This window comes from Corallococcus sp. CA041A (assembly GCF_003612075.1).
Taxonomy (GTDB): Bacteria; Myxococcota; Myxococcia; order Myxococcales; family Myxococcaceae; genus Corallococcus; species Corallococcus exiguus.
Genome location: NZ_RAWF01000043.1, coordinates 1 through 25,119 on the forward strand (window position 1 = coordinate 1; position 25,119 = coordinate 25,119).

22 protein-coding genes are annotated in these 25,119 nt (G+C 67.7%); 16 read left to right on the plus strand and 6 right to left on the minus strand.

The features are described 5' to 3' along the window. Positions 1 to 10: 10 nt before the first annotated feature. Positions 11 to 1,204 carry a threonine/serine exporter ThrE family protein gene (locus D7V77_RS10265; protein WP_233596795.1) on the plus strand — a complete coding sequence of 398 codons (1,194 nt, stop codon included), beginning with the start codon at positions 11 to 13 and terminating at the stop codon, positions 1,202 to 1,204. A gap of 10 nt (positions 1,205 to 1,214) precedes the next feature. Here the strand turns inward: D7V77_RS10265 and D7V77_RS10270 are convergent, their stop codons facing one another. Beyond that, positions 1,215 to 1,631, minus strand: coding sequence for a DoxX family protein (locus tag D7V77_RS10270; RefSeq protein ID WP_120576085.1), 417 nt, complete (start codon positions 1,629 to 1,631; stop codon positions 1,215 to 1,217). Positions 1,632 to 1,768: 137 nt separating this feature from the next. On the opposite strand from D7V77_RS10270, the gene D7V77_RS10275 reads away from it, so the two are divergent. Continuing rightward, positions 1,769 to 2,944, plus strand: coding sequence for an AI-2E family transporter (locus D7V77_RS10275; protein WP_120576086.1), 1,176 nt, complete (start codon positions 1,769 to 1,771; stop codon positions 2,942 to 2,944). A 17-nt stretch (positions 2,945 to 2,961) separates the two neighbouring features. Here the strand turns inward: D7V77_RS10275 and D7V77_RS10280 are convergent, their stop codons facing one another. Continuing rightward, entirely contained in the window at positions 2,962 to 5,148 is a 2,187-nt protein-coding gene (locus D7V77_RS10280; protein WP_120576087.1) for a peptidase, read from the minus strand. A 305-nt stretch (positions 5,149 to 5,453) separates the two neighbouring features. On the opposite strand from D7V77_RS10280, the gene D7V77_RS10285 reads away from it, so the two are divergent. From D7V77_RS10285 to D7V77_RS43230, 10 genes are all read left to right on the plus strand, one after another. Beyond that, entirely contained in the window at positions 5,454 to 5,807 is a 354-nt protein-coding gene (locus D7V77_RS10285) for a hypothetical protein (protein WP_120576088.1), read from the plus strand. Between the two features lie 107 nt (positions 5,808 to 5,914). Beyond that, complete coding sequence (locus tag D7V77_RS10290; RefSeq protein ID WP_158624372.1) at positions 5,915 to 6,517, plus strand: NapC/NirT family cytochrome c; 603 nt, start codon at positions 5,915 to 5,917, stop codon at positions 6,515 to 6,517. Then, the gene (locus D7V77_RS10295) at positions 6,514 to 6,711 is read left to right on the plus strand and encodes a hypothetical protein (RefSeq protein ID WP_120576090.1); all 198 of its coding nucleotides are present in this window, start codon (positions 6,514 to 6,516) and stop codon (positions 6,709 to 6,711) included. Before D7V77_RS10290 ends, D7V77_RS10295 begins: the two co-directional genes overlap by 4 nt. Then, on the plus strand, positions 6,708 to 7,073 hold the full coding sequence (locus tag D7V77_RS10300) for a c(7)-type cytochrome triheme domain-containing protein (protein WP_120576091.1): 366 nt from the start codon (positions 6,708 to 6,710) through the stop codon (positions 7,071 to 7,073). Before D7V77_RS10295 ends, D7V77_RS10300 begins: the two co-directional genes overlap by 4 nt. Beyond that, on the plus strand, positions 7,060 to 9,204 hold the full coding sequence (locus D7V77_RS10305) for a hypothetical protein (protein ID WP_120576092.1): 2,145 nt from the start codon (positions 7,060 to 7,062) through the stop codon (positions 9,202 to 9,204). Before D7V77_RS10300 ends, D7V77_RS10305 begins: the two co-directional genes overlap by 14 nt. Then, complete coding sequence (locus tag D7V77_RS43665) at positions 9,194 to 9,628, plus strand: hypothetical protein (protein ID WP_158624373.1); 435 nt, start codon at positions 9,194 to 9,196, stop codon at positions 9,626 to 9,628. Before D7V77_RS10305 ends, D7V77_RS43665 begins: the two co-directional genes overlap by 11 nt. Before the next feature lie 26 nt (positions 9,629 to 9,654). After that, positions 9,655 to 11,985: an Ig-like domain-containing protein gene (locus D7V77_RS10310; protein ID WP_158624374.1), complete on the plus strand. Its 2,331-nt coding sequence runs from the start codon at positions 9,655 to 9,657 to the stop codon at positions 11,983 to 11,985. A gap of 76 nt (positions 11,986 to 12,061) precedes the next feature. Beyond that, positions 12,062 to 13,846 (plus strand): S28 family serine protease, encoded by a 1,785-nt coding sequence (locus D7V77_RS10315; protein WP_233596792.1) that lies wholly within the window; start codon positions 12,062 to 12,064, stop codon positions 13,844 to 13,846. A gap of 349 nt (positions 13,847 to 14,195) precedes the next feature. Continuing rightward, positions 14,196 to 15,710 (plus strand): reverse transcriptase domain-containing protein, encoded by a 1,515-nt coding sequence (locus D7V77_RS10320; RefSeq protein ID WP_120576118.1) that lies wholly within the window; start codon positions 14,196 to 14,198, stop codon positions 15,708 to 15,710. A gap of 222 nt (positions 15,711 to 15,932) precedes the next feature. After that, positions 15,933 to 16,631 (plus strand): hypothetical protein, encoded by a 699-nt coding sequence (locus tag D7V77_RS43230; protein WP_147452033.1) that lies wholly within the window; start codon positions 15,933 to 15,935, stop codon positions 16,629 to 16,631. Positions 16,632 to 16,915: 284 nt separating this feature from the next. On the opposite strand, the gene D7V77_RS10325 is transcribed toward D7V77_RS43230, so the two are convergent. From D7V77_RS10325 to D7V77_RS10335, 3 genes are all read right to left on the minus strand, one after another. Then, positions 16,916 to 17,536, minus strand: a complete 621-nt coding sequence (locus tag D7V77_RS10325; protein ID WP_120576119.1) for a glutathione S-transferase family protein — start codon at positions 17,534 to 17,536, stop codon at positions 16,916 to 16,918. 101 nt (positions 17,537 to 17,637) lie between these two features. After that, the gene (locus tag D7V77_RS10330) at positions 17,638 to 19,359 is read right to left on the minus strand and encodes a lamin tail domain-containing protein (protein ID WP_120576094.1); all 1,722 of its coding nucleotides are present in this window, start codon (positions 19,357 to 19,359) and stop codon (positions 17,638 to 17,640) included. Between the two features lie 178 nt (positions 19,360 to 19,537). Then, positions 19,538 to 20,011, minus strand: a complete 474-nt coding sequence (locus D7V77_RS10335; protein ID WP_120576095.1) for a YqaA family protein — start codon at positions 20,009 to 20,011, stop codon at positions 19,538 to 19,540. 162 nt (positions 20,012 to 20,173) lie between these two features. On the opposite strand from D7V77_RS10335, the gene D7V77_RS10340 reads away from it, so the two are divergent. Next, on the plus strand, positions 20,174 to 20,506 hold the full coding sequence (locus D7V77_RS10340) for a hypothetical protein (RefSeq protein ID WP_120576096.1): 333 nt from the start codon (positions 20,174 to 20,176) through the stop codon (positions 20,504 to 20,506). 9 nt (positions 20,507 to 20,515) lie between these two features. On the opposite strand, the gene D7V77_RS10345 is transcribed toward D7V77_RS10340, so the two are convergent. After that, positions 20,516 to 21,454 carry an amidohydrolase family protein gene (locus tag D7V77_RS10345; RefSeq protein WP_120576097.1) on the minus strand — a complete coding sequence of 313 codons (939 nt, stop codon included), beginning with the start codon at positions 21,452 to 21,454 and terminating at the stop codon, positions 20,516 to 20,518. A 187-nt stretch (positions 21,455 to 21,641) separates the two neighbouring features. Here D7V77_RS10345 and D7V77_RS10350 point away from each other — a divergent pair, with 187 nt between their 5' ends. The 3 genes from D7V77_RS10350 to D7V77_RS10360 all read left to right on the plus strand — a co-directional run bounded on the left by D7V77_RS10350 (position 21,642) and on the right by D7V77_RS10360 (position 24,980). After that, positions 21,642 to 22,958 (plus strand): putative sensor domain DACNV-containing protein, encoded by a 1,317-nt coding sequence (locus D7V77_RS10350; RefSeq protein ID WP_120576098.1) that lies wholly within the window; start codon positions 21,642 to 21,644, stop codon positions 22,956 to 22,958. A 64-nt stretch (positions 22,959 to 23,022) separates the two neighbouring features. Continuing rightward, positions 23,023 to 23,592, plus strand: a complete 570-nt coding sequence (locus tag D7V77_RS10355; RefSeq protein ID WP_120576099.1) for a DUF1629 domain-containing protein — start codon at positions 23,023 to 23,025, stop codon at positions 23,590 to 23,592. A 50-nt stretch (positions 23,593 to 23,642) separates the two neighbouring features. Then, positions 23,643 to 24,980 carry an AHH domain-containing protein gene (locus tag D7V77_RS10360; protein WP_120576100.1) on the plus strand — a complete coding sequence of 446 codons (1,338 nt, stop codon included), beginning with the start codon at positions 23,643 to 23,645 and terminating at the stop codon, positions 24,978 to 24,980. Positions 24,981 to 25,119 lie beyond the last annotated feature (139 nt).

The window sequence follows — 25,119 nt, forward strand, 5'->3', positions numbered from 1 at the left end:
GAGACAGGCGGTGGCCTTCGTGCTGCGCCTGGGCCACGCCCTGCACCGGCACGGCACGCCCGCCCACCGCCTGGAGGGCCTGATGATGAAGGTGAGCGAGCGGCTGGGCCTGGAGGCCCGCTTCTTCTCCACGCCCACCTCCATCTTCGCCTCCTTCGGCCCGCCCGAGGACCTGCGCACCAGCCTCATCCGCGTGGAGCCCGGCGACATGGACCTGGAGCGCCTCATCCTCCTGGACATGCTCGCGGACGACGTCATCCACGGGCGCCTCACGCCCGCGGTGGGCGCGCGCCGCGTGGAGGACATCCTCGCCCGGCCTCCGCGCTACGGCCCCGCCCTGCAGCTGCTCTGCTGGATGCTGGCGGGCGCTTCCGCGGCGCTGCTGTTTGGCGGCGGCTGGAAGGAGATGGGCGTCGCCGGCGTCAGCAGCCTGGCCATTGGCGCGCTGGACCTGCTGACCCACAAGCAGCCGACCACCGCCCGCGTGCTGGAGCCCGTGGCGGCCGTGCTGTCCGCCGCTTTCGCGGGGCTCGCGGCCCACTTCTTCGGCCCGCTGCACGGCGAGGTGGCCACGCTCGCGGGCCTCATCGTCCTGTTGCCCGGCCTCACGCTCACCATCGCCGTCAACGAGGTGGCCACGCGCAACCTCATCTCCGGCACGTCGCGCCTCACCCACGCCGCGCTCATCTTCCTCCAGCTGGGCTTCGGCGCGGCCCTGGGCAGCCGCGTGGCCACGGTGCTGCCTCCCGTGCCCATGCCCACGCCGGCCCTGCCCGCGGTGCTCCCCCCGGGGGTCGCCATCGCCGCGCTCGTGGTGGCGGGCTTCGCCATCGCGGTGCTCTTCCGAGCCCGGCCGCGCGACTGGGGATGGATTGCCCTGGCCGGCGCCGCCGCGTTCATGGGCGCACGGCTGGGAGCGCTGCTGCTGGGGCCTCAGCTGGGCGCCTTCGCGGGCGCGCTGCTGCTGGGCATCGGGAGCAACGCGCTGGCGAGGCTGCGCAACCGGCCCGCCGTCACCACCGTGGTGCCGGGGCTGATGCTGCTCGTCCCCGGCAGCGTGGGCTTCCGCAGCCTCGCGTCGCTGCTGGAGCGCGACGTGGTGGCCGGCGTGGACACGGCCTTCTCCATGCTGATGGTCGCGGTGGCGCTGGCGGCGGGCCTGCTGTCCGCCAACGCCATCATGCCTTCGCGCAAGGTGCTCTAAAGGGCCGGCCTCACGCCAGCCGCAGCAGGTACACGCCCGCGAGCGCGACGATGAAGTACGGCACCAGCACCGCCGCGCCCGCGTACTCCTTCGCCATGCGCTGACCGAAGAAGAGCGCCAGCAGCGACACCGCGGAGAGCACCGCGCCCAGGTACGCGAAGAACGGGTTGCCGTTCACCAGCAGCGCCACCGCGCCCGCCCCGCTCAGCGCACCGGCCGCCAGCTCCATCAGGGTGATGACCGCCAGCATCGGCGTCACCACGCCCTTCAGGGGCGACTTGGAGAAGTGGCCGGTCAGCCACCCCAGGTTCCCCTTCCAGTCCACGACCTTGTCCAGGCCGGACTGCAGGAAGAGGATGGCCAGGAAGGCGGCGCACAGGAGCTGCGGAAGCCAGAGCGTGAAGCGGGCGGAGTCGAAGGGCGGCATGCGCGCACTCTAGCGCCCCCTCCGCCGCTCCCAAGCCCCGTGAGCAGGCAGGCTGCCGGGCCGAGGGGAATGTTCTGGGGACAATCCGGCCGGGCAGGCTCCCGCCGACAGGTCCGGCTCCCTAACTTGGCAAGGCCATGGCCTCCGATCAGGTATCGCGACGCGTCTTCGTGGGTCTCATCCTGCTGTCCATCGTCCTGTTGTGCCTGGTCATCCGGCCCTTCGCGGAGGCGTTCTTCCTGGCGGCGGTGCTGGCGGGCACCTTCTACGGACTGCACACCCGGCTGAAGAAGCGGCTGCGCGGCCACGGCAACGTGTCCTCCGGGCTCATTGTCACCGGCATCCTGCTGGCCCTGCTCCTGCCCCTGGGCGGCCTCACCGCCTTCGTCGTCGCGGAGGTGTCCGAGGGCGCGCGCTTCGTGACAGAGGCCGTGCAGAAGGACGGGATGACGGGCCTGGTGGAGAAGCTCCCCAGCGGCATCCAGGGCCCGGTGAGCAAGCTGATTGAGCGGCTCCCGCTGGAGCAGGCCGAACTGGACCAGAAGCTCCAGGAGCAGATGACGACCCAAGGGGGCACCGCCGCCAAGGCCGTGACGGGAGCAGTGGCCGCCACGGGCACCATCATCCTCCAGCTGACGATGATGCTCATCGCCCTCTTCTTCTTCCTCACCGACGGCGCGCGGCTGGTGCAGTGGATCGAGAGCGTGTCGCCGCTCAGGCGCGGACAGACGCGGGAGCTGCTGCGCGAGTTCAAGAGCACCTCCGTGTCGGTGCTCGTCTCCACCATCGCCACCGCGGGCGTCCAGGCCGCGGTCGCGCTCATCGGCTTCCTCATCGTGGGGGTGCCCGCGCCGCTGTTCTTCGCGGGCCTCACGTTCTTCCTCGCCCTCATCCCCGCCGTGGGCGCCGCGGTGGTGGTGCTCTTCGCCGCGGGCCTGATGTTCCTCAGCGGCCACCCGTGGGCGGCCCTCTTCCTGGCCATCTGGGGCGTCGTCGTGGTGGGGCTCGTGGACAACGTCGTCAAGCCGCTGCTGGCCCGGAAGGGCATGAACCAGCACGGCGCCATCGTCTTCTTCGCCCTCTTGGGCGGCCTGGCGGCGTTCGGCGCGGTGGGCCTGCTGCTGGGGCCCCTCATCGTCGCCTTCTTCCTCTCCGTGGTGCGCATCTACGAGCGCGACTACGGCCGGCCCAACGGACGGATGGGCGACCCGGCCTCGCCGGGAGGCCCCATCCAGCCGGGCTCCCAGCATGTCGTGCTCACCACGGAGTCCGGCACGCCCATCACGGACACCGACACGCCGTCCAACCACTGACGGCCCCTGAGCCCCGCTCAGGGCGTGGACTTCACCGGCGCCGCACCCTTCTTCGCGGGGGTCGGCGCCGGAGCCGTTTCCGGCCCCAGTTCCCTGAAGGCCTCGCGCACCCCGTCCGGCGAGCCCGCCACCTGCGCGGCGACACGGCTGGCCTCCGCGGGGGACAGCCGGCCCAGCAGGCTGCGCTCCAGGTGCTGATCCACGAAGGCCTGGGTGGTGTCCTCCTTCAGGTCCACCACCGCCCCCTTCGCGTCCAGCACCGGCACCACGCGCGGCGAATTGAGCAGCAGCACCGTGGGCACGTCCACGGCCTTCACCCGGCGGGCGACCTCGTCGCGCAGCTTCGGGTCGAAGTGGATGCCCTTCTCCTGCACCAGCGCGCGGATGCCCTCGTAGTCGCCGGTGGCCTTGATGACCATCAGCTTGGAGAGCAGCTCGCCCACGGCCTCGCGCATCTTCGCGTAGTCCGGAATCACCAGGTAGGTGCGGCCATTCTCCGTCACCTGCTTCACCGCGCCCTTCTCCTCCAGGAACGTCACCGTCATGTGGTGGCCGCGCTGGTGGTCCTCCTCGAAGGCGTTGCCCGTCTCCACGCGGCGCAGGTTGGTGAGCCCCTCCACCAGGAAGTCCCGGTACATCTGCCGGGCGATGGCCTCGTGGTCCGGCGACAGCTCCGCGAGCGCCGGGTCGAACGCGTGCCACAGCGCGACCAGGTCCGCGCGCGCCTCCTCCAGCGTGTTGTCGTACTCCTTGAGGAAGACGGACGGGGACTGGCCCTTCAACTTCGGATCCACCTGGCCTGAGGCGTGGCCCAGCACTTCGTGGAAGGCCACCAGCCACTTGCGCGCGGTGACGGAGTACTTCTGGGCCTGCTCGCGGTCCTCCGCCGTGCGGGAGAACTCCAGCGCCAGGGGCAGCCGCGTCACGGCGGAGGCGGCGTCCATGACGTTGGTGATCATCACGCTCTTGCTGCCGTACTTCTCCCGGATGTGCTGCTCGTTGGGCAGGTTGATGCCCGCGGGCGGCTCCGGGTTGGACGTGATGAGGTTGATGGCCTTGGCCACCGGCGGCGAGACCTTCTTGCGGCGGTACTTCTGCGGCCAGGGCAGCCGGTCCTCGAAGTACTGGGCCTTCTGGCCCATGAGCACCATGATCTGGTTCTCCGCCGTGTCGCGGTAGTTGACCAGCCCTTCCCACTGTCCCTTGTGGCCGCGCGGGTCGACGTACGTCTCGATGAAGCCCAGGTTGGCGTCCACCTTCGGGTCCACCTTGAGCCACGCGATGTTGTACGCGTCCCAGTCCTTGGGGCTGCCCGTCTGGAAGTAGCGCACCAGCTTGCCCAATGCGGCCTTGTGCGCGGGCTCGGCGGACTTCATCGCCTCCTGGAGGTGCGCGATGACGCGCGAGAGTTCCTTCGCGTACAGCCCCGGCTTCACCTTGCCGTCCGGCGTGCCCGCGCGGAACACCTGCTCCGTCAGCTTGCCGTCCTGCTTCACCACGCGCGAGTTGAGCGGGTACTTCTCCTTGAAGCCCACCAGGTCCTTCTCCGTCACGCCGGGGCCATAGGCCGTGTTGGAGGACGCGGTGAGGAGGTCCTGTCCCGGCGGCGGGGCCTTGGAGGTGAGCTGCGGCTCGAAGGCCGCGTCGAAGAGGGTGGGCGTCAGGTCCTGGAGCCACGACTGGAGCGCGGCGTCGTCCTTCACCGTCCAGGGCGCGCCGGCCTTGAGTGCGCGGGAAGCGCCGGCCGCGAGCTGTTCCGCGGTGAAGGCCGGGACGAACTTCTGGCCGGTGGTGCTGTCGTGGTTGCCGCCGTGTCCGTAGAAGCGCAGCAGGTAGTCCGCCAGCTTCGCGTCGAAGCCGGACGCGGAGCTCTGCGCGTCGCGACCGAAGAGCCAGACGCCCTCCAGCAGCTGCTTCGTCGGCACCAGCTTCCAACCGAGCTGATCCAACGCGATGTCCTCGCCCGCGTGCGCCGCGAGCGTCAGGGACCACGCCACGCGCTTCTCCGCCAGTGACAGCTCCGCGATGCCCGGCGCGAACATCTGGGCCACGGCGGTGTTGCCGGAGCGGGCGCGGAGGAACTTCCCTCCGGGCACGGTGAGGGAGGGCTGCGCGGCCTGCGTGAGGCCGGCGTCAGGCGCCGGGGACTTCTGCGGGGTGGCGGGCGCGGCGGCGAGGACCGCGGCCAGCAGCAGGGGCTTCATGGAGGGCTCCAGGGAGACGTGACGGGACGTGGCTACCCCGCGCGCGGGGTGGACTCAAGCCGCGCGCCGCCGCCCCCCTCACGGCCAGACAGAGTGTGCGGCCGGGGCAGGCCGGGTTCCGCGCGCCGCAAGGAATGCGCGGGATGCCGCCGGCTCGCGCAAGGTTTGCGCCGGGACACCCAGGCGGGATGCGCACCCGCGCCCGGGCCCACCTCCACGGAGGGCACGAGTCCACTCCGGTACGGGGCATGCAGTGTCGAAGGCCGGACAGGTTTCATTCCTCCCCTCCGTTCGAGCCAGCGACCATGACCTCTTCGCTCTCCCTGCGCCGCGCCGTCCTGCTCGCCGCCCTCAGCGCCGCGGGGTGCGCGGGGTCCTCGATGCAGACGCGTGCGGATCCCTCGCCCCCGCTGCCTCCACCTCCCACCTCGGTGGCGCTCACCGTGGGCTATCAGGAGGCGGTGAGGCTGGGGGCCGCGTTCGCGCGGAGCCAGGACCAGGCCCTGGAGCTGGTGATGGCGAAGCAAGGGGAGGCGTCCTGGTGGCTGCGGTACGCCTCGCCGGCGGGCCAGCAGTCCCTGGACCTGCGCGTGGACGGGCAGACAGCGCAGGTGGAGCCCATCCCCCTTCCGCCCTCCGCCGGGGAGCCCTCCCGGTAGCGCGAGACGCCGTTGCGGCGGCCCTCCGGGTCCCCCAGCGCTCCTGAATCGCCTCACTGCACGGTTGTCACGACCCAGACTCCATGGAGGCTCCACTGCCCACCCTCATGATTGTGATTGTCAGCGCGGTGGCCGTGCTCGTGGGGATGATTGCCCATGCCGCTGGCCACCTCACCGCGAACGGGCTGGGGCGCCTGGTGCTGCTCGGAGGACTGGCCATCCTCCCGCTGGCCGTCAGCGGAGCCGGGGTCGCGGTGGGCGTGCGCGAATCGAGCCAGACCCAGTTCTGCATGGGTTGCCACGAGATGGAGCGCTACGGGCAGAGCCTGTTCGTGGACAACCCCAACGCCCTGGCCGCGGTCCACTACCAGAAGCGGCTCATCAACCGCGACTCCACCTGCTTCTCCTGCCACACGGACTACGCGCTCTTCGGGGACGCGAAGGCCAAGCTCAACGGCCTGAGGCACGTCTGGGTCCACTACTTCGGGACCATCCCCCCGGAGCCCCGGCTCTATCAGCCGTATCCCAATTACAACTGCCTCCACTGCCACAACGACGCGCGCGGCTACCTGGAGACCGGGCCGCACCGGGAGCTCCAGGCGGAGCTCCAGAGCGGGGCCCGCTCGTGCCTGAGCTGCCATGACCTCGCGCACGACCTGGAGGGCGTGAAGGCCCAGAACTTCTGGCTGCCGGAGCGGCCGCGTCCATGAGCCACGACAAGCGCATCCGCGTGGCGGCCCTCTTCGTCCTGGCGGGGCTGCTCATCCAACTGTTCGCCCTCCTCTATTGGACGCCCCTGACCTTCGTCATCTCCACGGCCGTGGGCGTGCCCGGGGTCCTGCTGGGGGTCCTGCTCTACGGCGTCACGGTCTGGAAGATCTTGAAGGAGCAAAAGGCCCTATGAGGCGCTCCGCGTCCGACGCCTCGGGGCCGTCCGCGTCCGTCCTCCTTCGCGGGGGACGGTGGCGGGTGGGGCTCGTCGCCCTCCTCCTGTTCACGACTCCCATCTTCGCCGTGAACTCGCCGCAGGACGTCCGGCTGCCTCCGCTCAAGGAGCGCGCCGCGCCCGCTCCGGCGCTGTTCTCCCATTGGGGGCATGGCTCCATGTATTGCTACAGCTGCCACCCCGGCACGTTCCCGCAGGCCCGGCTGGGCTTCACGCATCAGGACATGCGAGAGGGCCGCTACTGCGGGCGCTGCCATGACGGACAGGCCGCCAGGGCCTGGCGCACCATGGAATGCGAGGCGTGCCATGCGCGTCGCTGACCTGGGCACCTGGACGCTGTTCGCCTGCGCGCTGGTGCTGTCCGTCCCAGGCCCCGCGCGGGCGCAGTCGCAGGAGGAGAAGCGGCGGCAGCTCCAGGAGCGGCTGGGAATCAAGCCGCCCCCCGCGCAGGCTGCGCCCGACGCGGGAACGCCGTCTCCCACGGAGGCCGCCGGGCCCCCATCCGCGCCCACCGCGCGGACGCCCGCCAGCGCGAACCGGCCCCGCGTGCCGGGCTTCGCGGAGGACGTGCGGCCCATCCTGGAGAAGGAGTGCGGGTCCTGCCACGGCCCGGAGGGAATGGCGTCCCGGTCCCGCTGGGTGCTCCGGGGCGAGCCGGCGGACTACGAGGCCACGCTGCGCTTCGTGCAGCCCGCCACCGCCGCCCAGAGCCCGCTGCTCAAGAAGGGCACCGGCACCACGCTTCACGGAGGCAAGAAGGTCTTCGCGGTGGAGTCGGCGGAGTACGCGACGATCCTGCGGTGGATTGAAGGAGGCGCCCCGCCCGGCAAGGCACGCGGCGGCACGACCGCGGCCAGCCCTGGCGCTCCGCATCCCTCCCACGACAGCGTGCCCGCGGCCGCGCATCCTGTTTCCAGTCCAGCGCCCACCGCGCCCGTCGCGGCCACGCCCTCCGTCTCCAACCCGGCGCCATCCGCGTCCGCGAGCGCCGGCCCGCCTTCCGGGGACGCCTCGGCCGCGCCGCGCTTCGCCCCCCAGGTGCACGAGGCCCTGCTGGCGGACTGCTCCAGCTGTCATGCCTCGGACGGGATGGGCGGCGCCAGCCGCTACGTGACCCACGCGGATCCGGAGCAGCACCTGCGTTCGGTGGAGCCCCTGGTGGTGCCCGGCACTGCCGCCAGCAGCATCCTGTACCAGCGCGCGAAGGGCGACTCGCACCCGGGCGGCGCGGTGTGGGAGCCGGGCAGCGCGCAGCTGTCGCTCCTGGCCCGGTGGATTGACGCGGGCGCGGTGGGGACGAACGCACCCGTCACCGCGAACGCCGCCGTGACCACCGCTCCGCCCACGCCCACCCAGCCCGGGACGGCCGTGGCGCCCCCGGCACCGCCGTCCACCCCGGCCAGCCCGCACGCGCCGACGGGCCCTCACGGCGGCGTGCCGCTGGGGACCTTCCCGGTCCTCGGCTCGCTGAGCCTGAACGGACGCTTCGACCTCAACTACGAGCGCGTCAACTACAACGACCACCCCTTCAAGTCGGAGGGCGAGAGCGCGCTGCGCAGCTACCACCACTTCCTCTTCCTGACGCGACAGTCCGCCGAGGATCCGGTGACCCTTACCCTGGAGATGCTTTCGCTCCAGTTCTGGGAGGTGGGCTACCGGATCAACGGGGCGTCCTGGCCGGTGAAGGTGTTCGCCAAGGGGGGCAAGATCCTGGTGCCCTTCGGCGCGGATCCGCTCTTCCACCACAGCTACGGAGGGCTCGCGGGCTTCGACCAGCGGGTGATTCCGGTGGTGTTCGCCCGCGAAGGGCTGACGGTGAACGTGGAGCGCCGCATGGGGCCCATCGCCTTCTCCGGCGACGCCTATGTCATCTCCGGCTACCGGCTGAAGCGCGCGGACGCGGTGCTCAACCTCCAGTCGGACCTGGCACCGCTGGAGGACACCCGCCTGGGCGTCGGGGCGAGGCTTGGCGGCTCCTGGGGCCCCATCAACGTGTGGTACTCGCCCTACTTCAATTCGCTGGGGTTCGGGCGCCGCCTGTTCCTCCAGGCGCTGGACGTGGCGGTGTGGCGTCCGCGCGGGCTTCCGGTGCTGGAGCACTTCTCGCTGGGCGCCGGGCTGCTGCGCGCGGATGTCTCCGGGGGAGAGGCGGAGGGCTACGGCGGGCCGGGCGCGGACTCCTACCACTTCGCCAGCTACCTCCAGCTGCGCTACCACCCCACGGACTGGCTCTACATCCAGTACCGGCAGGGGCTGCGCACCTTCGGAAACCGGCGAGGCCTCATCCTGGACTCGAACGCGCTCACCCGGGAGGACGCCTCCGGCCACAACGTGGGCGTGGTCGCGCGGTGGCGGGGCTTGAGCGCAGGCCTCTTCCAGTTCTGGAACCTGGAAAAGACAGACGAAACGCCGGACGACTTCACCCGGCTGGTGGTGGCGTATGAGTTCTGACTCCCGCATCCAGACACGGGCCGCGGTCCTCACCGCGATGTTCGCGCTGGCAGTTGGCTGCGCTGACTTCGAGCGTGGCCCCGTCGCCGCCGACGCCGGTGCGCTCCCCACCGACGGCGGTGGCGAAGGGGACGGAGGAGGCGCCGTGTCCTTCGCGAGCGACGTCCATCCGCTCCTCACCACCGGATGCCAGAGCTGCCATCGCAGCGGGGGCGCCGCTGGCAGCACCTCCTTCCTGCTGACGGGCGATGCAGACGCGGACTACGCGGCGGCCATCTCCCTCACGGACACCTCCAATCCCTCCGCCAGCCGGCTGCTGCGCAAGTCCTCCGGCGCGGGCCACGGCGGCGGGGCCGTCTATGGGGAGGGCACCCCGGAGTACCAGACCCTCCTCGCGTGGATCTCCGGAGGCGCTCAACCATGACGCACTTTCTTCCCGAGGAGTCCCCCATGAGACGACCTCTCCTGCTCCTGGCTGGACCGCTGCTCCTGACCTGCGCGCTGAGTGCCTGCGCCAAACTGGAGACGCCCCACCCGGAGCTCGTCACCGACGGCCCGCATTCGGTGCTCGTGGGACAGGCGATCCAGCTCACGGTCACCACGCGCGAGGCCACCGACGACGGATACCACTGGGAGAGCGAGGCCCCGGCCATCGCGACCGTGGACGACTCCGGGCAGGTGACGGGCGTGGGCGCGGGAGAGACCACCATCAAGGTCACCGGCGCGAGCTCCAGGCTGGAGGCGCGCCATGTGGTGGTGGTGATGGGAGGCCTCGCGGGCGACGGCGGAGTCGACCCCAACCAGGTGCCCTACTACCTCGCCTGGTCAGGCTCTCCGCACGCGGACACCACCGCCGAGGCCTTCTCCCACTGGAACGAGGACGGCCTCGTCCCCGCCAGCTGCGCGCGGTGCCACAGCTCGGAGGGCTACATCGACTTCCTGGGCGGTGACGGGTCCGCCCCTGGCAGGGTGGACGCCCCCGCGCCGACGCAGTCCGTGGTCCGCTGCGAGACGTGCCACGACAGCGCCGCCTCCAGCCTGACCGCGGTCACCTTCCCCTCGGGCAAGCAGGTCACCGGCCTGGGCCCGGAGGCGAGGTGCGTGGTGTGTCACCAGGGGCGCGCCGCGGGCAGGGACATCGACGCGCAGGTCGCGGACGCGGGCGTGGTGGGCGAGGACACCGCCTCGCCCGCCCTGGGCTTCACCAACATCCATTACTACCCCGCGGGCGCGACGCTCTTCGCCAGTCAGGCCGCGGGCGGCTATCAGTACGCGGATCAGGTCTACGACTCGCGCTTCCGCCACGTCCCCAGCTTCGACAAGTGCAACGAGTGCCATGACCCGCACACCACGCGGGTCCGCTGGGATGCCTGTGCCACCTGCCACCCCGGCGTGACCGACGTCACGAAGGCCTGGGACATCCGGCAGATTGCCTCGCGCAATCAGGACTACGACGGGGACCACAACCGCACCGAGGGCATCTACTACGAGATCCAGGGCCTGAGGGACCGGCTGCTCGCCGCCATCCAGCGGTACGGCGCGGAGCGGGCCCGGCCCCTCTGCTACGGCAACGCCCACCCCTACTGGTTCCGGGACACCAACGGAGACGGGACCTGCAATCCAGCCGAAGCCACCGCCACCAACGCGTTCGCCGGCTGGACGCCCCGCTTGCAGAAGGCGGCGTACAACTACCAGCTGTCCCGGGTGGACCCGGGCGCGTTCGCGCACAACGCGAAGTACATCATCCAGCTGCTGCATGACTCGACCCAGTCGTTGAACACGGCGCTGAGCGTGCCCTTCGACACGTCGCTGCTGGTGCGCAACGATCCGGGCCACTTCAACGGCGCCAGCAAGGCGGCGCGCAACTGGGACTCGAGCGAGACCGTCCAGGCCAGCTGCTCGCGCTGCCATAGCGGCGCGCAGGGCTACCGCTTCTTCGTGCAGTACGGGGTCGGGCAGCTGGTGCCGGAGACCGCCAACGGCCTGGAGTGCTCCACCTGCCACGAGAACTTCGAACCGGACTACGACGTCTTCGTCCCCGCCCAGACGTGGCTGCCGGACGGCAAGACGGTGAACCTGCCGGGCCAGGACAACCTCTGCGCCAACTGCCACATCGGCCGCGCGTCCAAGGCCACCATCGACACGGCGCTGAGCGCGGGAGGCACGCCGCGCTTCCAGAACGTGCACTACCTGCCGGCCGCGGGGACGCGCGAAGGAACGCTGGCGCGGATCGGCTACGAGTACCCCAACAAGACCTACGCGGGCCGGCTCACGCACATGGGCGGGGTGCAGTGCACGAGCTGCCATGTCCCGGGCAAGAGCAACCACACCTTCCGAATCCAGGACGCGTGGAACGAGCGCTGTGAGACGTGCCACGCGGACCAGAGCTCGGCGGAGCAGATCCGGCTCGTCCACCTGTCGGACTACGACGGCGACGGGAACACCGCGGAGTCCCTGGAGGCGGAGGTGGAGGGCATGGCCGCACGCCTGCTGACCGCCATGCGCGGGGTGACGAGCAACGGCCTCTGCTACAACGGCGACGTCAATCCGTACTTCTTCAAGGACACGGACAAGAACGGGGCCTGCAGCGCCACCGAGTCCGTCTCCGCCAACGCGTTCGCGCCGTTCACGCCCGCGCTCGTGAAGGCCGCCCACAACTACCAGCTGAGCAAGAAGGACCCCGGCGCCTGGGCCCACAACTTCAACTACGTCGGGCAGCTCCTCTACGACAGCGTGGAGGACCTCACGGGGGCGGCCCCCTTGAACATGCAGCGGCCTTGAGGCTGGAATCCGCAATCGAGCACCGTCGCTCGCCGGGACACGCCCGGCGGGCGCGGTCGCCGAGGACCGCGGACCGATGAAACCCTTCCTGTTCTCCCAGCCCTCCAAGCCGTCGCGCCTGGCCCGCCTGGCGTCGCTCGTCCCCCTGCTCATGCTGCTGGGGGGACCGGTCGCCTGTGGCGATGACGAACCGAACGAGCCGCGTCCCGACAGCGGCACCCAGACCGTGGACGGCGGCTCGGACGCGGGCCCCGATGCGGGCGCGGACGCGGGCACCGATGCAGGCACGGACGTGGACGCGGGCTCCGATGCAGGCACGGACGTGGACGCGGGCTCCGATGCAGGCACGGACGTGGACGCGGGCTCCGATGCAGGCACGGACGTGGACGCGGGCTCCGATGCGGGCACGGAGAGCGATGCCGGCACGGAGGCCGATGCGGGCACCGACGGCGGCGTGGTGGCGTGCACCCCGAGCGGCTGGGTCGACACGCCCCCGGACCTGAGCGTCATCCAGAACACGTCGTTGGACATCCGGACCCGGTTGGAGGCCATCCCAGGCCTCATCGTGGACCAGGACCGGACCGGCGGCAGTGTCCCCGCGGGCTACCGGCACTTCGTCCTGCGATACAACCAGCCGTCGGACCACGCCCACCCGGAGTGTCAGCGCTTCGAGCAGCGCTTGACGCTGATGCACAAGGCGGACGCCAGCCCGATGGTGCTCTCCACCAGCGGCTACAACGTCTCCACCGGCACCGGCCGCTCGGAGCCCACGCAGCTCCTGTCCGCCAACCAGGTCGCCGTGGAGCACCGCTTCTTCCCGCCGAGCATCCCGTCGCCCGCGGACTGGAGCCAGCTCACCATCCGCCAGTCCGCGGATGACTTCCACCGCATCGTCCAGGCGCTCAAGCCCATCTACACCGGCAAGTGGGTGTCCACCGGCGGCAGCAAGGGCGGCGAGACGGTGGTGTTCTTCCGCCGCTTCCACCCGGATGACGTGGACGCCACCGTGGCGTACGTGGCGCCCATCGCCCTGCGCAACGACGAGCGCTTCGTGACGTTCCAGGACACCGTGGGCGGCGACGCGCAGCTGGCCTGCCGCGAGCGGCTGTGGGCCTTCCAGCGTGAAGTGCTCACGCGCCGGGAGAGCATGCTCGCCCTCGTGGACGCCTACGCGGCGAGCAATGAACTGACGTATTCCCAGCTGGGCCGGGAGCTGGTGCTGGAGCACGCCGTCATCGAGACCTACTTCGCCTTCTGGCAGTACAGCGGCGCGTCGAGCTGCACCGGGAGCATCCCCGCCACCACCGCGACGGACCAGGAGCTGTTCGACGCGATGGACGGCCAGGTGGGCATGAGGTCGTTCTCGGACCAGGGCATTGGCCCCTACGCCGCCTACTACTACCAGGCTGCGGTGGAGCTGGGCTGGCCCCAGCCCTATGAGAAGCACCTGGGAGTGCTCATCCACTTCCCGGACACCGACACCGGAGAGGTGTACTCGCCCCCTGGCATCCCGTTGGAGTTCCGTCCCAGCGCGATGCCGGACATCCAGGACTGGGTGTCCGCCCAGGGCCAGCGCCTGATGTTCATCTACGGCAGCTACGACCCGTGGACGGCGGCGGCCTACGTGCTGGGCAACTCGCAGGACTCCTACCTGTACACGGTGGAAGGTGGGAACCACGGCGCGCGCATCGGCCTGCTCCCGGCGCCCCAGCAGGCGCAGGCGAAGGCCACCCTCAATCGCTGGATGGGCATCTCGCCGCTGAAGCGCGCTCCCCAATACGTGCCGTCGGAGGAGCCGCCCGTCTTCGGGCCCCACGTGCCGCCCCGCCTGCGCGAGGCGTCGCACGAAAGTCAACTCTGAACCTTAGAACTAGGCACAGCTCGTAGCTCCAAGCCCAAGAGCACTGAGCCCAAGCAGCTGGTTCGCCTGCTCTCGCCCTCCCTCTCACTACGAAAGCACCGACTCCCCTTGTCCATCGTGCTTGCCTAGGCTCTTGGCCTGGAATAAATTCCGCAGACATTCCGAAGGAATGAAGACAGTTTGGCACATACCTGATGCGAGTGGGCACATTCGCATTGGGACAGCAGACTCTTGGGTCACTGAGAGCGCCGCGTGAGATGTAATTTCCCCGTCAAAGTGTCGGGAACAGAGGCTAGCGAGAAATCGCCGGCCTCTTTTCTTTTAAGGCCTACATTCGTCCCGCAATCTCATGAGCGAAAAAATCCTTGAGGCAATCACTGATGAGGCTGAGAAACTGGTGGCCCGCCACCAACAATATGCGTTCAACCTGGCAGAAGATGTTCACCGCCGCGAACGCCGCTCAGGCCAAAGTGTATCGAAGACCATCTACACACCGGAATACTGGGACTGCCATGACGGATTCAACCCATATCATATTCGGAAACACGCACCAAAGATAGCCTATGCCGTCAACAAAGCACTCAAGACAGGCTACTACGAGCCTCGGCCGGCAGTGAGCTACCAAGTCCCCAAAGATGATGGAAACACAAGAGACGTCTCGGTGTTCCAGATAGCCGACCAAGCAGTAGCTCGCCTAATTTTCTTCAGACTATCTGAAAAGAACAAAGGCCGCTTCAGTTCTCGTTCATTCGCCTACCGAACAGACATCAACGTTCACGACGCCATTCTACACCTCTCATCAAGCATAACCGGCCGAAGACGGATCTTCATTGCCGAGTACGATTTCAAAAAATACTTCGACTCACTATCTCACGAGCATCTCGAACGAGTACTAAGCGATCGGCGTTTCTACATCACTCCACAGGAAAAGAAGACAATCTGGAAGTTCCTCAAAAATACGACCCACCCCACAAGCACCTACTCACTAAACCAAAGTCACCCCCGTGAGATGGGCATCCCACAAGGACTCTCCATCTCTCTATTCCTGGCAAATATTGCCGCATATCCCCTGGACCGTCGACTGGAGCAATTGCGCGTTGACTTCGCAAGATACGCAGACGACACGTTAATCTGGTCGGATGACTATGGGGAACTATGCCGCGCAGTAGATGCGCTGGCAGCCGCAGGAACTGAGATGGGCGTACAGATCAACCCATCAAAAACAAAAGGAATTCGACTTCTCGTCGCGGAAGGCGAACCATCCGAGTTCGACTGCGCACATTCTGTAGACTACCTGGGACACACGCTAAGCCACCAAAATATAAGCATACGCGAAGAATCTGCCGACAGAATAAAGACCCACATCGCAAGACTCATATATTCAAACCTACTGGAAGAACCCAAACGTGGGAACATTGTCCTAGAACGGATCAATCATCACCATGGAGACCTAGACTATTTTGTAATGATCGGCCAAATACGCAGATACCTATACGGTGATCTTACGGAAGAGCGGCTCGCCAAATATCTCACTGGGGACACCCCTGAGAGGCGCTATCAAGGTCTAATGAGCTTCTACCCGCTAGTAAACGACACAAGCCAGCTTGGTGCCCTTGACGGCTGGCTTTTACACACAATTCACACATCACTGCGGCAGCGAAAGCTCCTTATTGAGCACATCACAGGGCGAGGTCTAGCCACACCGCCCAATTCTCCTTACGGAAAGCCCAAGTCCTGGCTAACCTCAACTGATCGAAACCTAGGCCGCGTTCCAAGCTTTGCTCGCATCGCGAGTCTCTTACGAAGAGCAGCAAGTCAACACGGAGCAGGAAGAATTGCCAATCGCAACAGTCCTTCTTCATGAGGCACAACCAATCCGGCACTGAGCCTCAAACAGACCACCAGAGCCGAAGTCCCAATGAGCCTAACAAAATTTCTTCAATCTCAGAAAATTGACGACGAACTCAACTTTCTGCTCCGATTCCCCCCAAGTCCTCTCTTTGGCAATCGCCCCTTAGTTCCCTCAAGCTCCTCTGAGCGCCGCACACTTCTGGGCTCCGCCTTTGACTACTTGCTTCGATTCGAATTGGAACGAAGATTCAAAGGCGCCAAGACTCGCGATTGGGTTGCGACAGAGGCACTAACCCTCAAGAAGGCCAAGGGCGCGTCCAGCAGAAACACCATTTCGCCTGAAATCTTCTCATTGGTACGAAAATTCATTGCCGAGGCGAAGTCTGAGCACCACGAGTACCTCCACTCGGGGCTACTCAGCAAAAACACACTAATCTCAACAATCAGGCTCGCACAGACAGACATCCTTGTCCGCTCAGGGAAATTCGACAACAACTTTGGGGAAGTATACCTCTCAGACATGAAAGAACTTCAAAGCCTCTTCGAAATCATCCCCCCCGAAATGCTCAACCCCACAGAGACCTGCATACTCAATCCGACATTTGGAAAGGCATCTCGCGCCATAGGGGGGGCCGACGCAGACCTAGTCCTGGATGACACGTTGATTGAAGTAAAGACTACAAGCAACCCCCTGTTCTCTCAATCATACTTCAAACAGCTCGCCAGCTATTTTGCTCTTTCCGAGTTGGGTGGGGTCGACGGCGTAACTCCTTCCCCGACAATAAACAACCTTGGCGTCTACTCCGCGCGTTTCGGCAAGATAATCAGAATCGAGGTGGAGTCACTTCTGCCCATGAATGTACGCCGTCGGCTGATTCGGCTTTTCTCGGAGGAACTCAATCTTCCACAGCCGCCTGCCTATGCAACAACGTAGCAAGCCCATTCCGCAATACGCCGATGCAGCATGGGGGTCTCTCAATGACTTGAGCCGAATGTCCATCATCTGAGCTGAGCACCTCAACCGCCGGGCCAATGAGCGGGGTTATGGTTTCGCAATTGCGTCTGGTCGGCCTGTCGGCACCTACGAGAAATGCAGCAACTATTGCTCGAAGCCATTCTGCCATTACGTCGTTGGCAAACCGCCAATCAGTAAGTTCTCCGCTATGCCAATACCAGGTCGGCCGAAGGCGGGTCAGGTCGCGACCGAAAAATCATATTTCAGCGGCCCATCTTGTACGGCCCGCCCCGCTCCAGGGCCCGCTGGTACGCGGGGCGCGCATGGAGCCGGTCGAGGTAGGCCGTGAGGTTCGGCAGCGCCGCCAGCAAACGGAAGGACTTCGCGGCCTCCAGCACGAAGCTCAGCTGGATGTCCGCGCCCGTCAGCCCGTTGCCCACCAGGTACTCACGGCCCTGAAGCACCCCCTCCAGGTAGTCCAGGTGGTTCTTCAGCTCGGAGTCGATGCGCGGCTTGATGGGCGCCGCGGCGTCGCCCAGCCGCTTCACGTAGAGCAGCTGCACGATGGGCAGCATCGCGGAGCCTTCCGCGTAGTGCAGGAAGTGCGTGTAGCGGTCCAGGTCCTCCGGCGCGGGCGACAACCGGCCCTGGCCATGCTTGCGGATCAGCGATTCGATGATGGCGCCGGACTCCGCCAGCACCCGGCCGTCGTCCTCCACCAGCGGCGACTTGCCCAGCGGGTGGACGGCCTTGAGCTCCGGCGGAGCGAACCCCGTCTTCGGGTCACGCTCGTAGCGGACGACCTCGTAGTCGAGCCCCAACTCCTCCAGGAGCCAGAGGATGCGCTGCGAGCGGGATTCGGAGAGGTGATGGACCTTCAGCATGATGGGAGGGCTCCTCGCGTCCGGAAGCAGGACGTTCCAGGGGAACACTCTCCCAGGTCGCTCCTCCGGACCAGCGTCGTCCGGAGGAGCGGTGTTCAGGACTAGAACGCGGCGCCGCTGGCGCTCTTGCCAGGAGAGCTCGTCAGGCTGGACACGCCCGTGTGCAGCACGAAGCTGGCCGTGGAGGACGCGTCCGGGCTGCGGTTGGCGGACACGCCGTCCGTGCCCGCGAGCGACGAGGCGAACGTGGCCGTGCTCACCACGGTGCCCGTGCTGTTCTTCACCGTGACGGTGTCACCGCTGTTGCCCAGGTTCAGCTGGCCCGTGGACGCGGCCACCGCACCCACCGTGCCGGACGGGATGCCAGACGCACCGCCGAACACCACCACCGCCTTGCCCGCCGCCACCGAGGTGCCGCTGGCGAAGGTGTGGCGCACGGCCGTGCCGTCCGACACCGTCCAGCCGCTCAGGTCCACCGCCGCCGTGCCGCTGTTGAGCAGTTCCACGAACTCGCCGTTCACGTCCGAGCCCGGCTCGTTGATGAGCACCTCGTTGATGAACACGTTGCCCGTGCCACCGGTGCCGCCCGTGGTGATGGTGAAGGCCGCGTTGGACAGGTCGGTGACGGTGGCGTTGCTCGCGTCGCTCACGCGCACCCACGCGGTGGTGCTGGCGCTGGAGGGCACCGTCCACGCCACGCTGCCGGAAGAAGCGCCCGTGCTGGACGTGATGGTGGTCCAGGTGGAGCCGTTCAGTGAGTACTCCACCTTCACGTTGGAGACGCCGGACGCCGTCCAGGTGATGGTGCGCGCCGAGCCGGCCGTCCAGCTCTCACCGCCGTTGGGCGACAGCACCGTCACGGAGGAGGACGTCGCGCCGTCCCCCGGGATGAGGAAGTCCTTGATGACGCCCATGTGCTGCATGCCGGACGCGCCGCTGTCGCCCGACAGCGCCGGGGAGATGTCGGACAGGGGCGAGTACACGCGCGTGTCCACCACCAGGCCGTTGGCGAAGGTGCTGGAGCCCATCACCACCGACGTCTGGTAGGCGCGCAGGTCGTTGTCCACCAGCACGTGGTCGTACGGCGAGCTGCGGCCCGCGTTGGTGTTGGTGTTGCCATTCTTGTCCGCCGGGTAGGGCGACGCCGTGGACACCACGCTGGAGAAGGTACTGAAGGTCGCCTCGCTGCGGCTGCCGGTGTTGAAGTCACCGCCGATGACCAGGTAGTCGCTGGCGGGCACGTTGGCGTTGATGAACTTCACCAGGTTGTTCGCTTCCGTGTTGCGGACGCTGGAGCTGGTGGTCAGCAGGTGCACGCTGATGGCCCACAGGTCCTTGGGCCCCGGGATGTCGATGCGCGCCCACGCGAAGTCGCGGTTGGACACCTGCGTGTCGTCCCACTCGCCGGCGGCGATGATGGGGTAGCGGCTGATGATGCCGTTCGGAATCTGCGCACCGGCCTCGCGGTAGTACGAGAAGCCCGTGCCGAAGGCCGTGTCCACGAAGGCGCGGATGTCCGCCGCGGAGTCCGTCTGGTAGTTGAACTCCTGAATCATCACGACGTCCGCGTCCGTGCCCTGGAAGATGCGGAGGCCGTGGCCCGGGTTGTAGTCCTGCCCATTGCCGCTGCTCAGGTTGGCGGCCATCAGGCGCAGCCGCACGTTCGCCAGCGAGTCCTCACGCGCGACGAGCTCCGGCGCCGTCTCCTCCGCGTCCGCCTCCACGGAGCCACCGCACGCGCTGAGCGCCGCGCACACCAGCGTGAAGGACCACGTACGCCAGGAGGCGGCAGGCCGCCGGAAGAGGTCTTGTTTCAGGCTCACGATGTTTCATCCTGCTCCCGGAAAACCCGGGAGCCGTAGAGGGTCAGGGACGTCACGGCAGCGCCGCGGACGCAGTATTCCGCGTACACGACGCCACCGCCGTTTATCCGTCACATTCCTTGAAACGTTTCGTGAGCGGCGCATCCCCCCCGGCGGGGACGCGCAATGTTACGCATTGTTACATGGCTGCCGTGGTGGACAGCGCGACAAAGGCGTAGCGCAGACCCTTGCCCAGGGTGACGAAGACGACGAAGGGAAAGGGGCGCACGCCCACGAAGCCGCCCGCGAGCACGAACGCGTCGCCCAGGATGGGCAGCCACGACATGAGCAGGGCGGGAGCGCCCCAGGTGCGCAGGTTCGCCTCCACGCGCGCCATGCGCGGGCCTTCCTTCTCCCGGCGGCGCGACACCCAGCGGCCCAGGGCCCCGCCTCCGCCGCGCGACACCCACTGGCCCAGGATGTAGAGCGTCACCGCGCCCAGCACGTTCCCCACGGTGGCCACCACGGTGGCCATCACCGGCGGCGTGCCGTTGTAGATGAGGGCGGCGAGCATCGCCTCGGAGGGCACCGGCACCACGGAGCCCGCCAGCATGGCGACGAAGAACATCCCGGGAAGGCCCCAGGTGGACAGGATGGACGGCTCGGCGGGCATGGGCGGCCTGGGCCATACACCCGGCACGGGGCGTTCGTCTTGTGCGGCGTCAGCGCTCCCCTGCCCGCCACCCTGGCCCGCGGGGCCGGAGGCTGTCCGGCGACGCGGCCCTCCCAGGGGCAGGGGTTGTAGGCCCGGGTGGGGGTCCCCATCGTCCCCGCCATGCGACGCTCGACGCGCGAACGGTCAGGACTGCGGTCCATCGATACGGAGGACGAGCGGATCGCCTCCCTGCTGGTGGCGGAGAACCCGGCGCTGCACTTCGAGGGCTCCCGGAACCTGGTGGTGCGGCTGCGCGACGGACGCACCTTCGTGCTCACCGTGCTCACCCTGGAGGCGCTGGAGGCACGGCTGGGAGGCGCGCCGTCCTACGTGGCGACCCGCATGGTCCTGGTGCGGCGACTGTCTGACGGCGCCCTGCTCCACGCGGTGCGCTCCGCGCTGGACCAGGGGCTGGAGCACTTCGGCACGCTCCAGCCGCCGATTGAAGAATGAAGCGCCGGCTCAGGGCGCGGGAGCCCCGGTGAGCTTCCCCGCCACCTTGCGACCCTGGCGCCACACGCCGGTGATGTTCAGCTCGCGGTGCTCCGCGTAGCCGGGGATGCGCAGCGGGGTGGTGCCGGAGTCCGTGCCGAAGGCCGCGTCCACGGGCTGGTCGCGGACGCCGTGGGCGATGATGTCCACGCCCGCGTCCACCACGGCCTTCGCGTCCTCCAGGTCGTGGATGTGGGCGGCGACGCGCAGGCCCTGCTTGTGGGACTCGTCGATGACGGCCTTGTAGATGTCCGGCTTCATCTTCGGGAGCTTGCCCAGGAACGTGTCCACCCAGACCTTCACAAGGTCCACGCGGTTCTTCGCCAGCGTGCGCACGGCGGCGCGGGCCTCCTCCACCGTGGTGGGGCGGAAGAGCTGATCCGGCGCGCTGTTCGTCATCGCCTGGGGAGGCCCGCCCTCCGGCACGCCAATGCCCTGCCCCGCGCCGAAGAGGTCCGCGCCGGTGAAGGAGTCCGCGTGGGCCTCCTTGCGCAGCTCGTTGAACAGCGGCCGGTTCATCCCGAGCGCCGTCACGGTGGTGACGCCGTACGCGGCGAACTGGCGCAGTTGCTTCTCGACGTTCTCCCGCGTGTAGTTCTGGGAGCCCGTGGTGGTACCGGACGTCTGGCCCACGTGGCTGTGGTCGGAGATGAGGCCGGGCAGGAGCGTCTGGCCCTTGAAGTCGATGACCTCCGCGCCCTTGGGCACCTTGACGTTGATGGCGAGCCCCACGGAAACAATCTTCCCGTCGCGCACCACCACGGAGCCCCCCTCCAGCGGCTGCCCCCCGGAGCCATCCAGCACCGTGCCGCCCTGGAAGACGACGGTGCGCGAGGCGGCGGGCGCCGCGCTGGCGGACAGCGGCAGCGCGAGGGCGAGCAGGGCGGCGGTCAGGCAACGCGAGCGCATCAGGAAGGTCTCCAGGGGGAAGAGGGAAACCCTAGGAGCGCGTCCGGGTGGCGACAACCCTTCGTGGCGGCGACTGTCGTGACGTCGGTGCTACAGGCCGGGCGCACGGTGGGAACCCAACGCCGCATCGCGGCGCGCGAGCGACTTCCACCGGGAAACACGGCGCCGTGATTATGCTGCCCGCCCGATGGATGAACCCGGCCTGCAATATCCCGGAGAAGCCCTGCGAGGGTGGCTCCGGCAGTTCGCCAAGACGCCGCTCGCCGAGCCGACGCTGAAGCTGCTGGTCGTGCTGGCGGACACGGTGTTCTTCGCGAGCCTGGGCCGCGAGGAGGGCGAGGCCACGCGCGTGCGCATCGCCTATCACGCGCAGGGGTTGCAGGGCCTGCAGGCGGTGCGAGAGACGGTCTACATCGGCGGACAGAAGGGCAAGCGGCAGGCGTGGGAGACGCTGCCGCTGGAGGCCAAGTCGAGCATCACCGACTTCAGCGTGGAGGCGCTGGTGAAGCTGGCGCCCGCGGCGAACCTGCCGCGCACGGCGGTGGTGGTAGGGCCGCGAGACGGCAAGCTGCGCATCCAGGGGCTGGCGCGCCGGGTCGAGTACACGGAGTTCCACGCCGAGGGCGAGGAGGACGTCTTCATCCTGCACGCGCCGGAGCCGGGCCACCTGGTGGTGAGCACGCAGGGGCGCGAGGTGTTCCGCTACGAGCAGGGCGCGCCGGTGCCGCCGGGCCGGCGCGTGGCGTTGCACGACCTGCTCTTCCACGAGGACAGCGCGGTGCGTGCGGCGCTGATGGAGATGTGCGCCACGCTGGTGGAGTCCCTGCCCAAGGTGCAGCCGCTGATGGGCGGCAACCGCGAGTGGTACGTGTCCAACGCGGTGCAGGGGCTCATCCGGAGGATGGCGGGCCTGCATCACGGAGGGCTCATCGCGTTCCTGCCCAAGCAGCACGACGTGGAGCGCTTCCGGGCGCGAGGCAAGTACGTCCTGCCGCCGGAGCAGGGCTCGCTGTTGCGCCAGCGGTTGCAGCGCTTCGTGCAGGCGAGGGCGGACCTCATCAACGGCGCCTGGCAGGCGGAGGCCGGCAAGGCGGCGGAGGAGGAAGAGGATCCGGAGTTGAAGAAGGCCGCGGCCGAGCACGACGACAAGGTGACGGAGAGCGACTTCCAGGCGCTGGTGGAGAGCATCGGGCAGTTCACGGCGGTGGACAACGCGCTGGTGTTGGGGCCGGAGCTGGAGGTGCTCTGCGCGGGGTATCAGATTGCGCTCCCGAGAAGCGGCCCGCCGCAGGTCTTCGAGGCGCGCACGCTCCAGGGGCGTCCCGGGCCGCACTACCCCATCCACCAGCACGGCTCGCGCCACCGGGCCGCGGCCGTCTTCGCGAACCAGCACTCCGGAGCCATCGTGTTCGTGGCGTCCCAGGACGGCCCGCTCCGCTGCCTGCACCGGCCACCCGGCAAGAAGAAGGTGCTGCTCTGGAGCCTCCTGCTGACGGAGGACTGAGGCCGGAATGAAGCGGCTGGGTTGGTGCTGCTGACCTCTCGCCCTGGACGTTGAGCTCCCCACCATGTCCAATCGTTTCTTCGAGCTGCATGGCGACCCCGAAGAGGGGTTTTGGTATCTGGATGATCCGGTCGACAAGAACGGAGTGGAGATCGAAGACGCCTGGCGGCTCAGGGCAGGCACGCGTGTCGAAATAACGGGGCCGCTTCGAATCCCCCTCATGGAGCCCGGAAAGCCTCGTGACTTCTCGATGGCAGGGCTGTGCATGGCTCCGGTCGTTCACGTCAAACTGGCCATGCTCTTCGCGGAGCTTGCGCCCAACGACGTCCAGTTCCTGTCGGTGGACATCCCGGGGCAACCCGAACAATTCAGCATGCTCGTGGCGACCCGGATGATCCGCTGCATTGATGAGCGTGCATCGGAGGAGGCCCGGCGCTGGGAGCCCAAGGACGGACGGCCGGAGAAGGTCGGTCAGTACCGCTCCGTGTACGGCATGCGCATCGACCCGTCGCAAGTAGGCAGCGCCAAGGTCTTCCGAACCTGGGGTTGGTCCATTGCCCTCATCGTCTCCGAGGATCTCAAGACCGCGCTGGAGGGCACCGGCGCCACCGGTATGCGATTCACGGAAGTGTAGTGAGCAGGTGCTGCACAGGAGCCTCATCTTGACGGAGGACTGAAGCAGACATGAATCGACTGGGCTGGGCACTGCTGCTGGGGCTGCTCCTGTCGGGCTGCGCGACAACCCGAGTCGTGCACCTGGAGGTCGATGGCGGCGAAAGAGTCGTCGTCACGCCTCGGGAGGAGGAAGGGGCGTCTCCCTCCGAGGCCCGGCTGGAGGAGGACGAGTTCAAGGCGGCGGTGAAGACGCTCGCGCGGGACGTGCGGCCCTTCGCCCATCCGTTGCGGCAAGCACGCGAATTGTTCGGCCTGCCGGAGCGCAGCGGCCTCTTCGGCTTCCGCGAGCGCAGCCGACAGATCATCCCACTGGGTGAGGAGGAGGCGCGAGAGCTGCGGCTTCTGGATGCGTCAGACGACCTGACGCGCGGCTACCAGCAGTGGTGCGGCAAGAAGCGCAAGCAATCCGGGGATTGTCTGCGCCTGTTGGAGGAAGGCCCCTTGCTGGGCAGCGACGGCCGCTACGCGCTGGCGATGGCCATCGCGATGGACTCCGTCTGGGACGAGACGGCCGAAGCCCTGACCGGCATGGCAAGCCCCCAGGCCGTCATGGCCACGATGACGTCCGCCGTGACGATGTACCTGCTGCTGTGGGCCATGCCGGAGCCTGTCTCCAAGGGACTGGCCGCTCTCATCACCGCCACGGCGATTGCCTACCTGGGCGTGGACACCGTGTGGACCCTCCTCGACGGCTGGCTGACGCTGGTGCGCCACGTGGACCAGGCCACCACGTTCGTCCAGGTGCGCGACGCGGGCGAGGCCTACGGAGCGGTGATGGGCAAGAATGCCGCGCGTGTCTTCGTGATGCTGGCCACGGCGGCGATTGGCAACACCGCGGGACTCGCGATGAAGGCTCCGACTCTGCCGGGCTCCGCGCAGGCCGCGGTCTCGGTGGAGACGCAGGCAGGCCTCCAGTTCGTGTCCCTCGCTGGCGTGCGCTCCGTGGCCATGACGGCCGAGGGATTCACCATCGCGCTGGCGCCCAACGCGGTGGCAATGTCATCCCGGTCCGGCAAGCCCCAGCGTCACCATCTGGCCACCATCCGCAATGAGAAGTCTTCAAGGAATGGAGGGCCGTGGACACCCCAGTTCCGGCGCATCTTCAAGCGCGCTGGCATGGAACTGAAGGACCCAGAGAACATCGTCGAGGTCCGAGGCCACCGGGGTCCGCATCCCAGGGCGTACCACAACTTTGTTTTCCGACGGCTGGAGCTAGCTACAAGAAGTTGCCGCACCCTGGTGGAATGCCGTGAAGCACTGACCGGTGCACTAAGGGAACTGGCGGAAGATGCGTCTACGCCCGGAACCCCCATCAACAAGCTTCTGACGACGAAGCAAGGACGTTAGCAATCCATGGCTGCTCGTTACTTTGACCTTGGGATGGACGTTCAGGAGGGCATTTGGGTTCTCGATACGCCCAGGAATGATCTCCGTCAGGAGGAAGAAGATCCCTGGATGTTCACCCAAGGGACCCGTATCCAGGTCG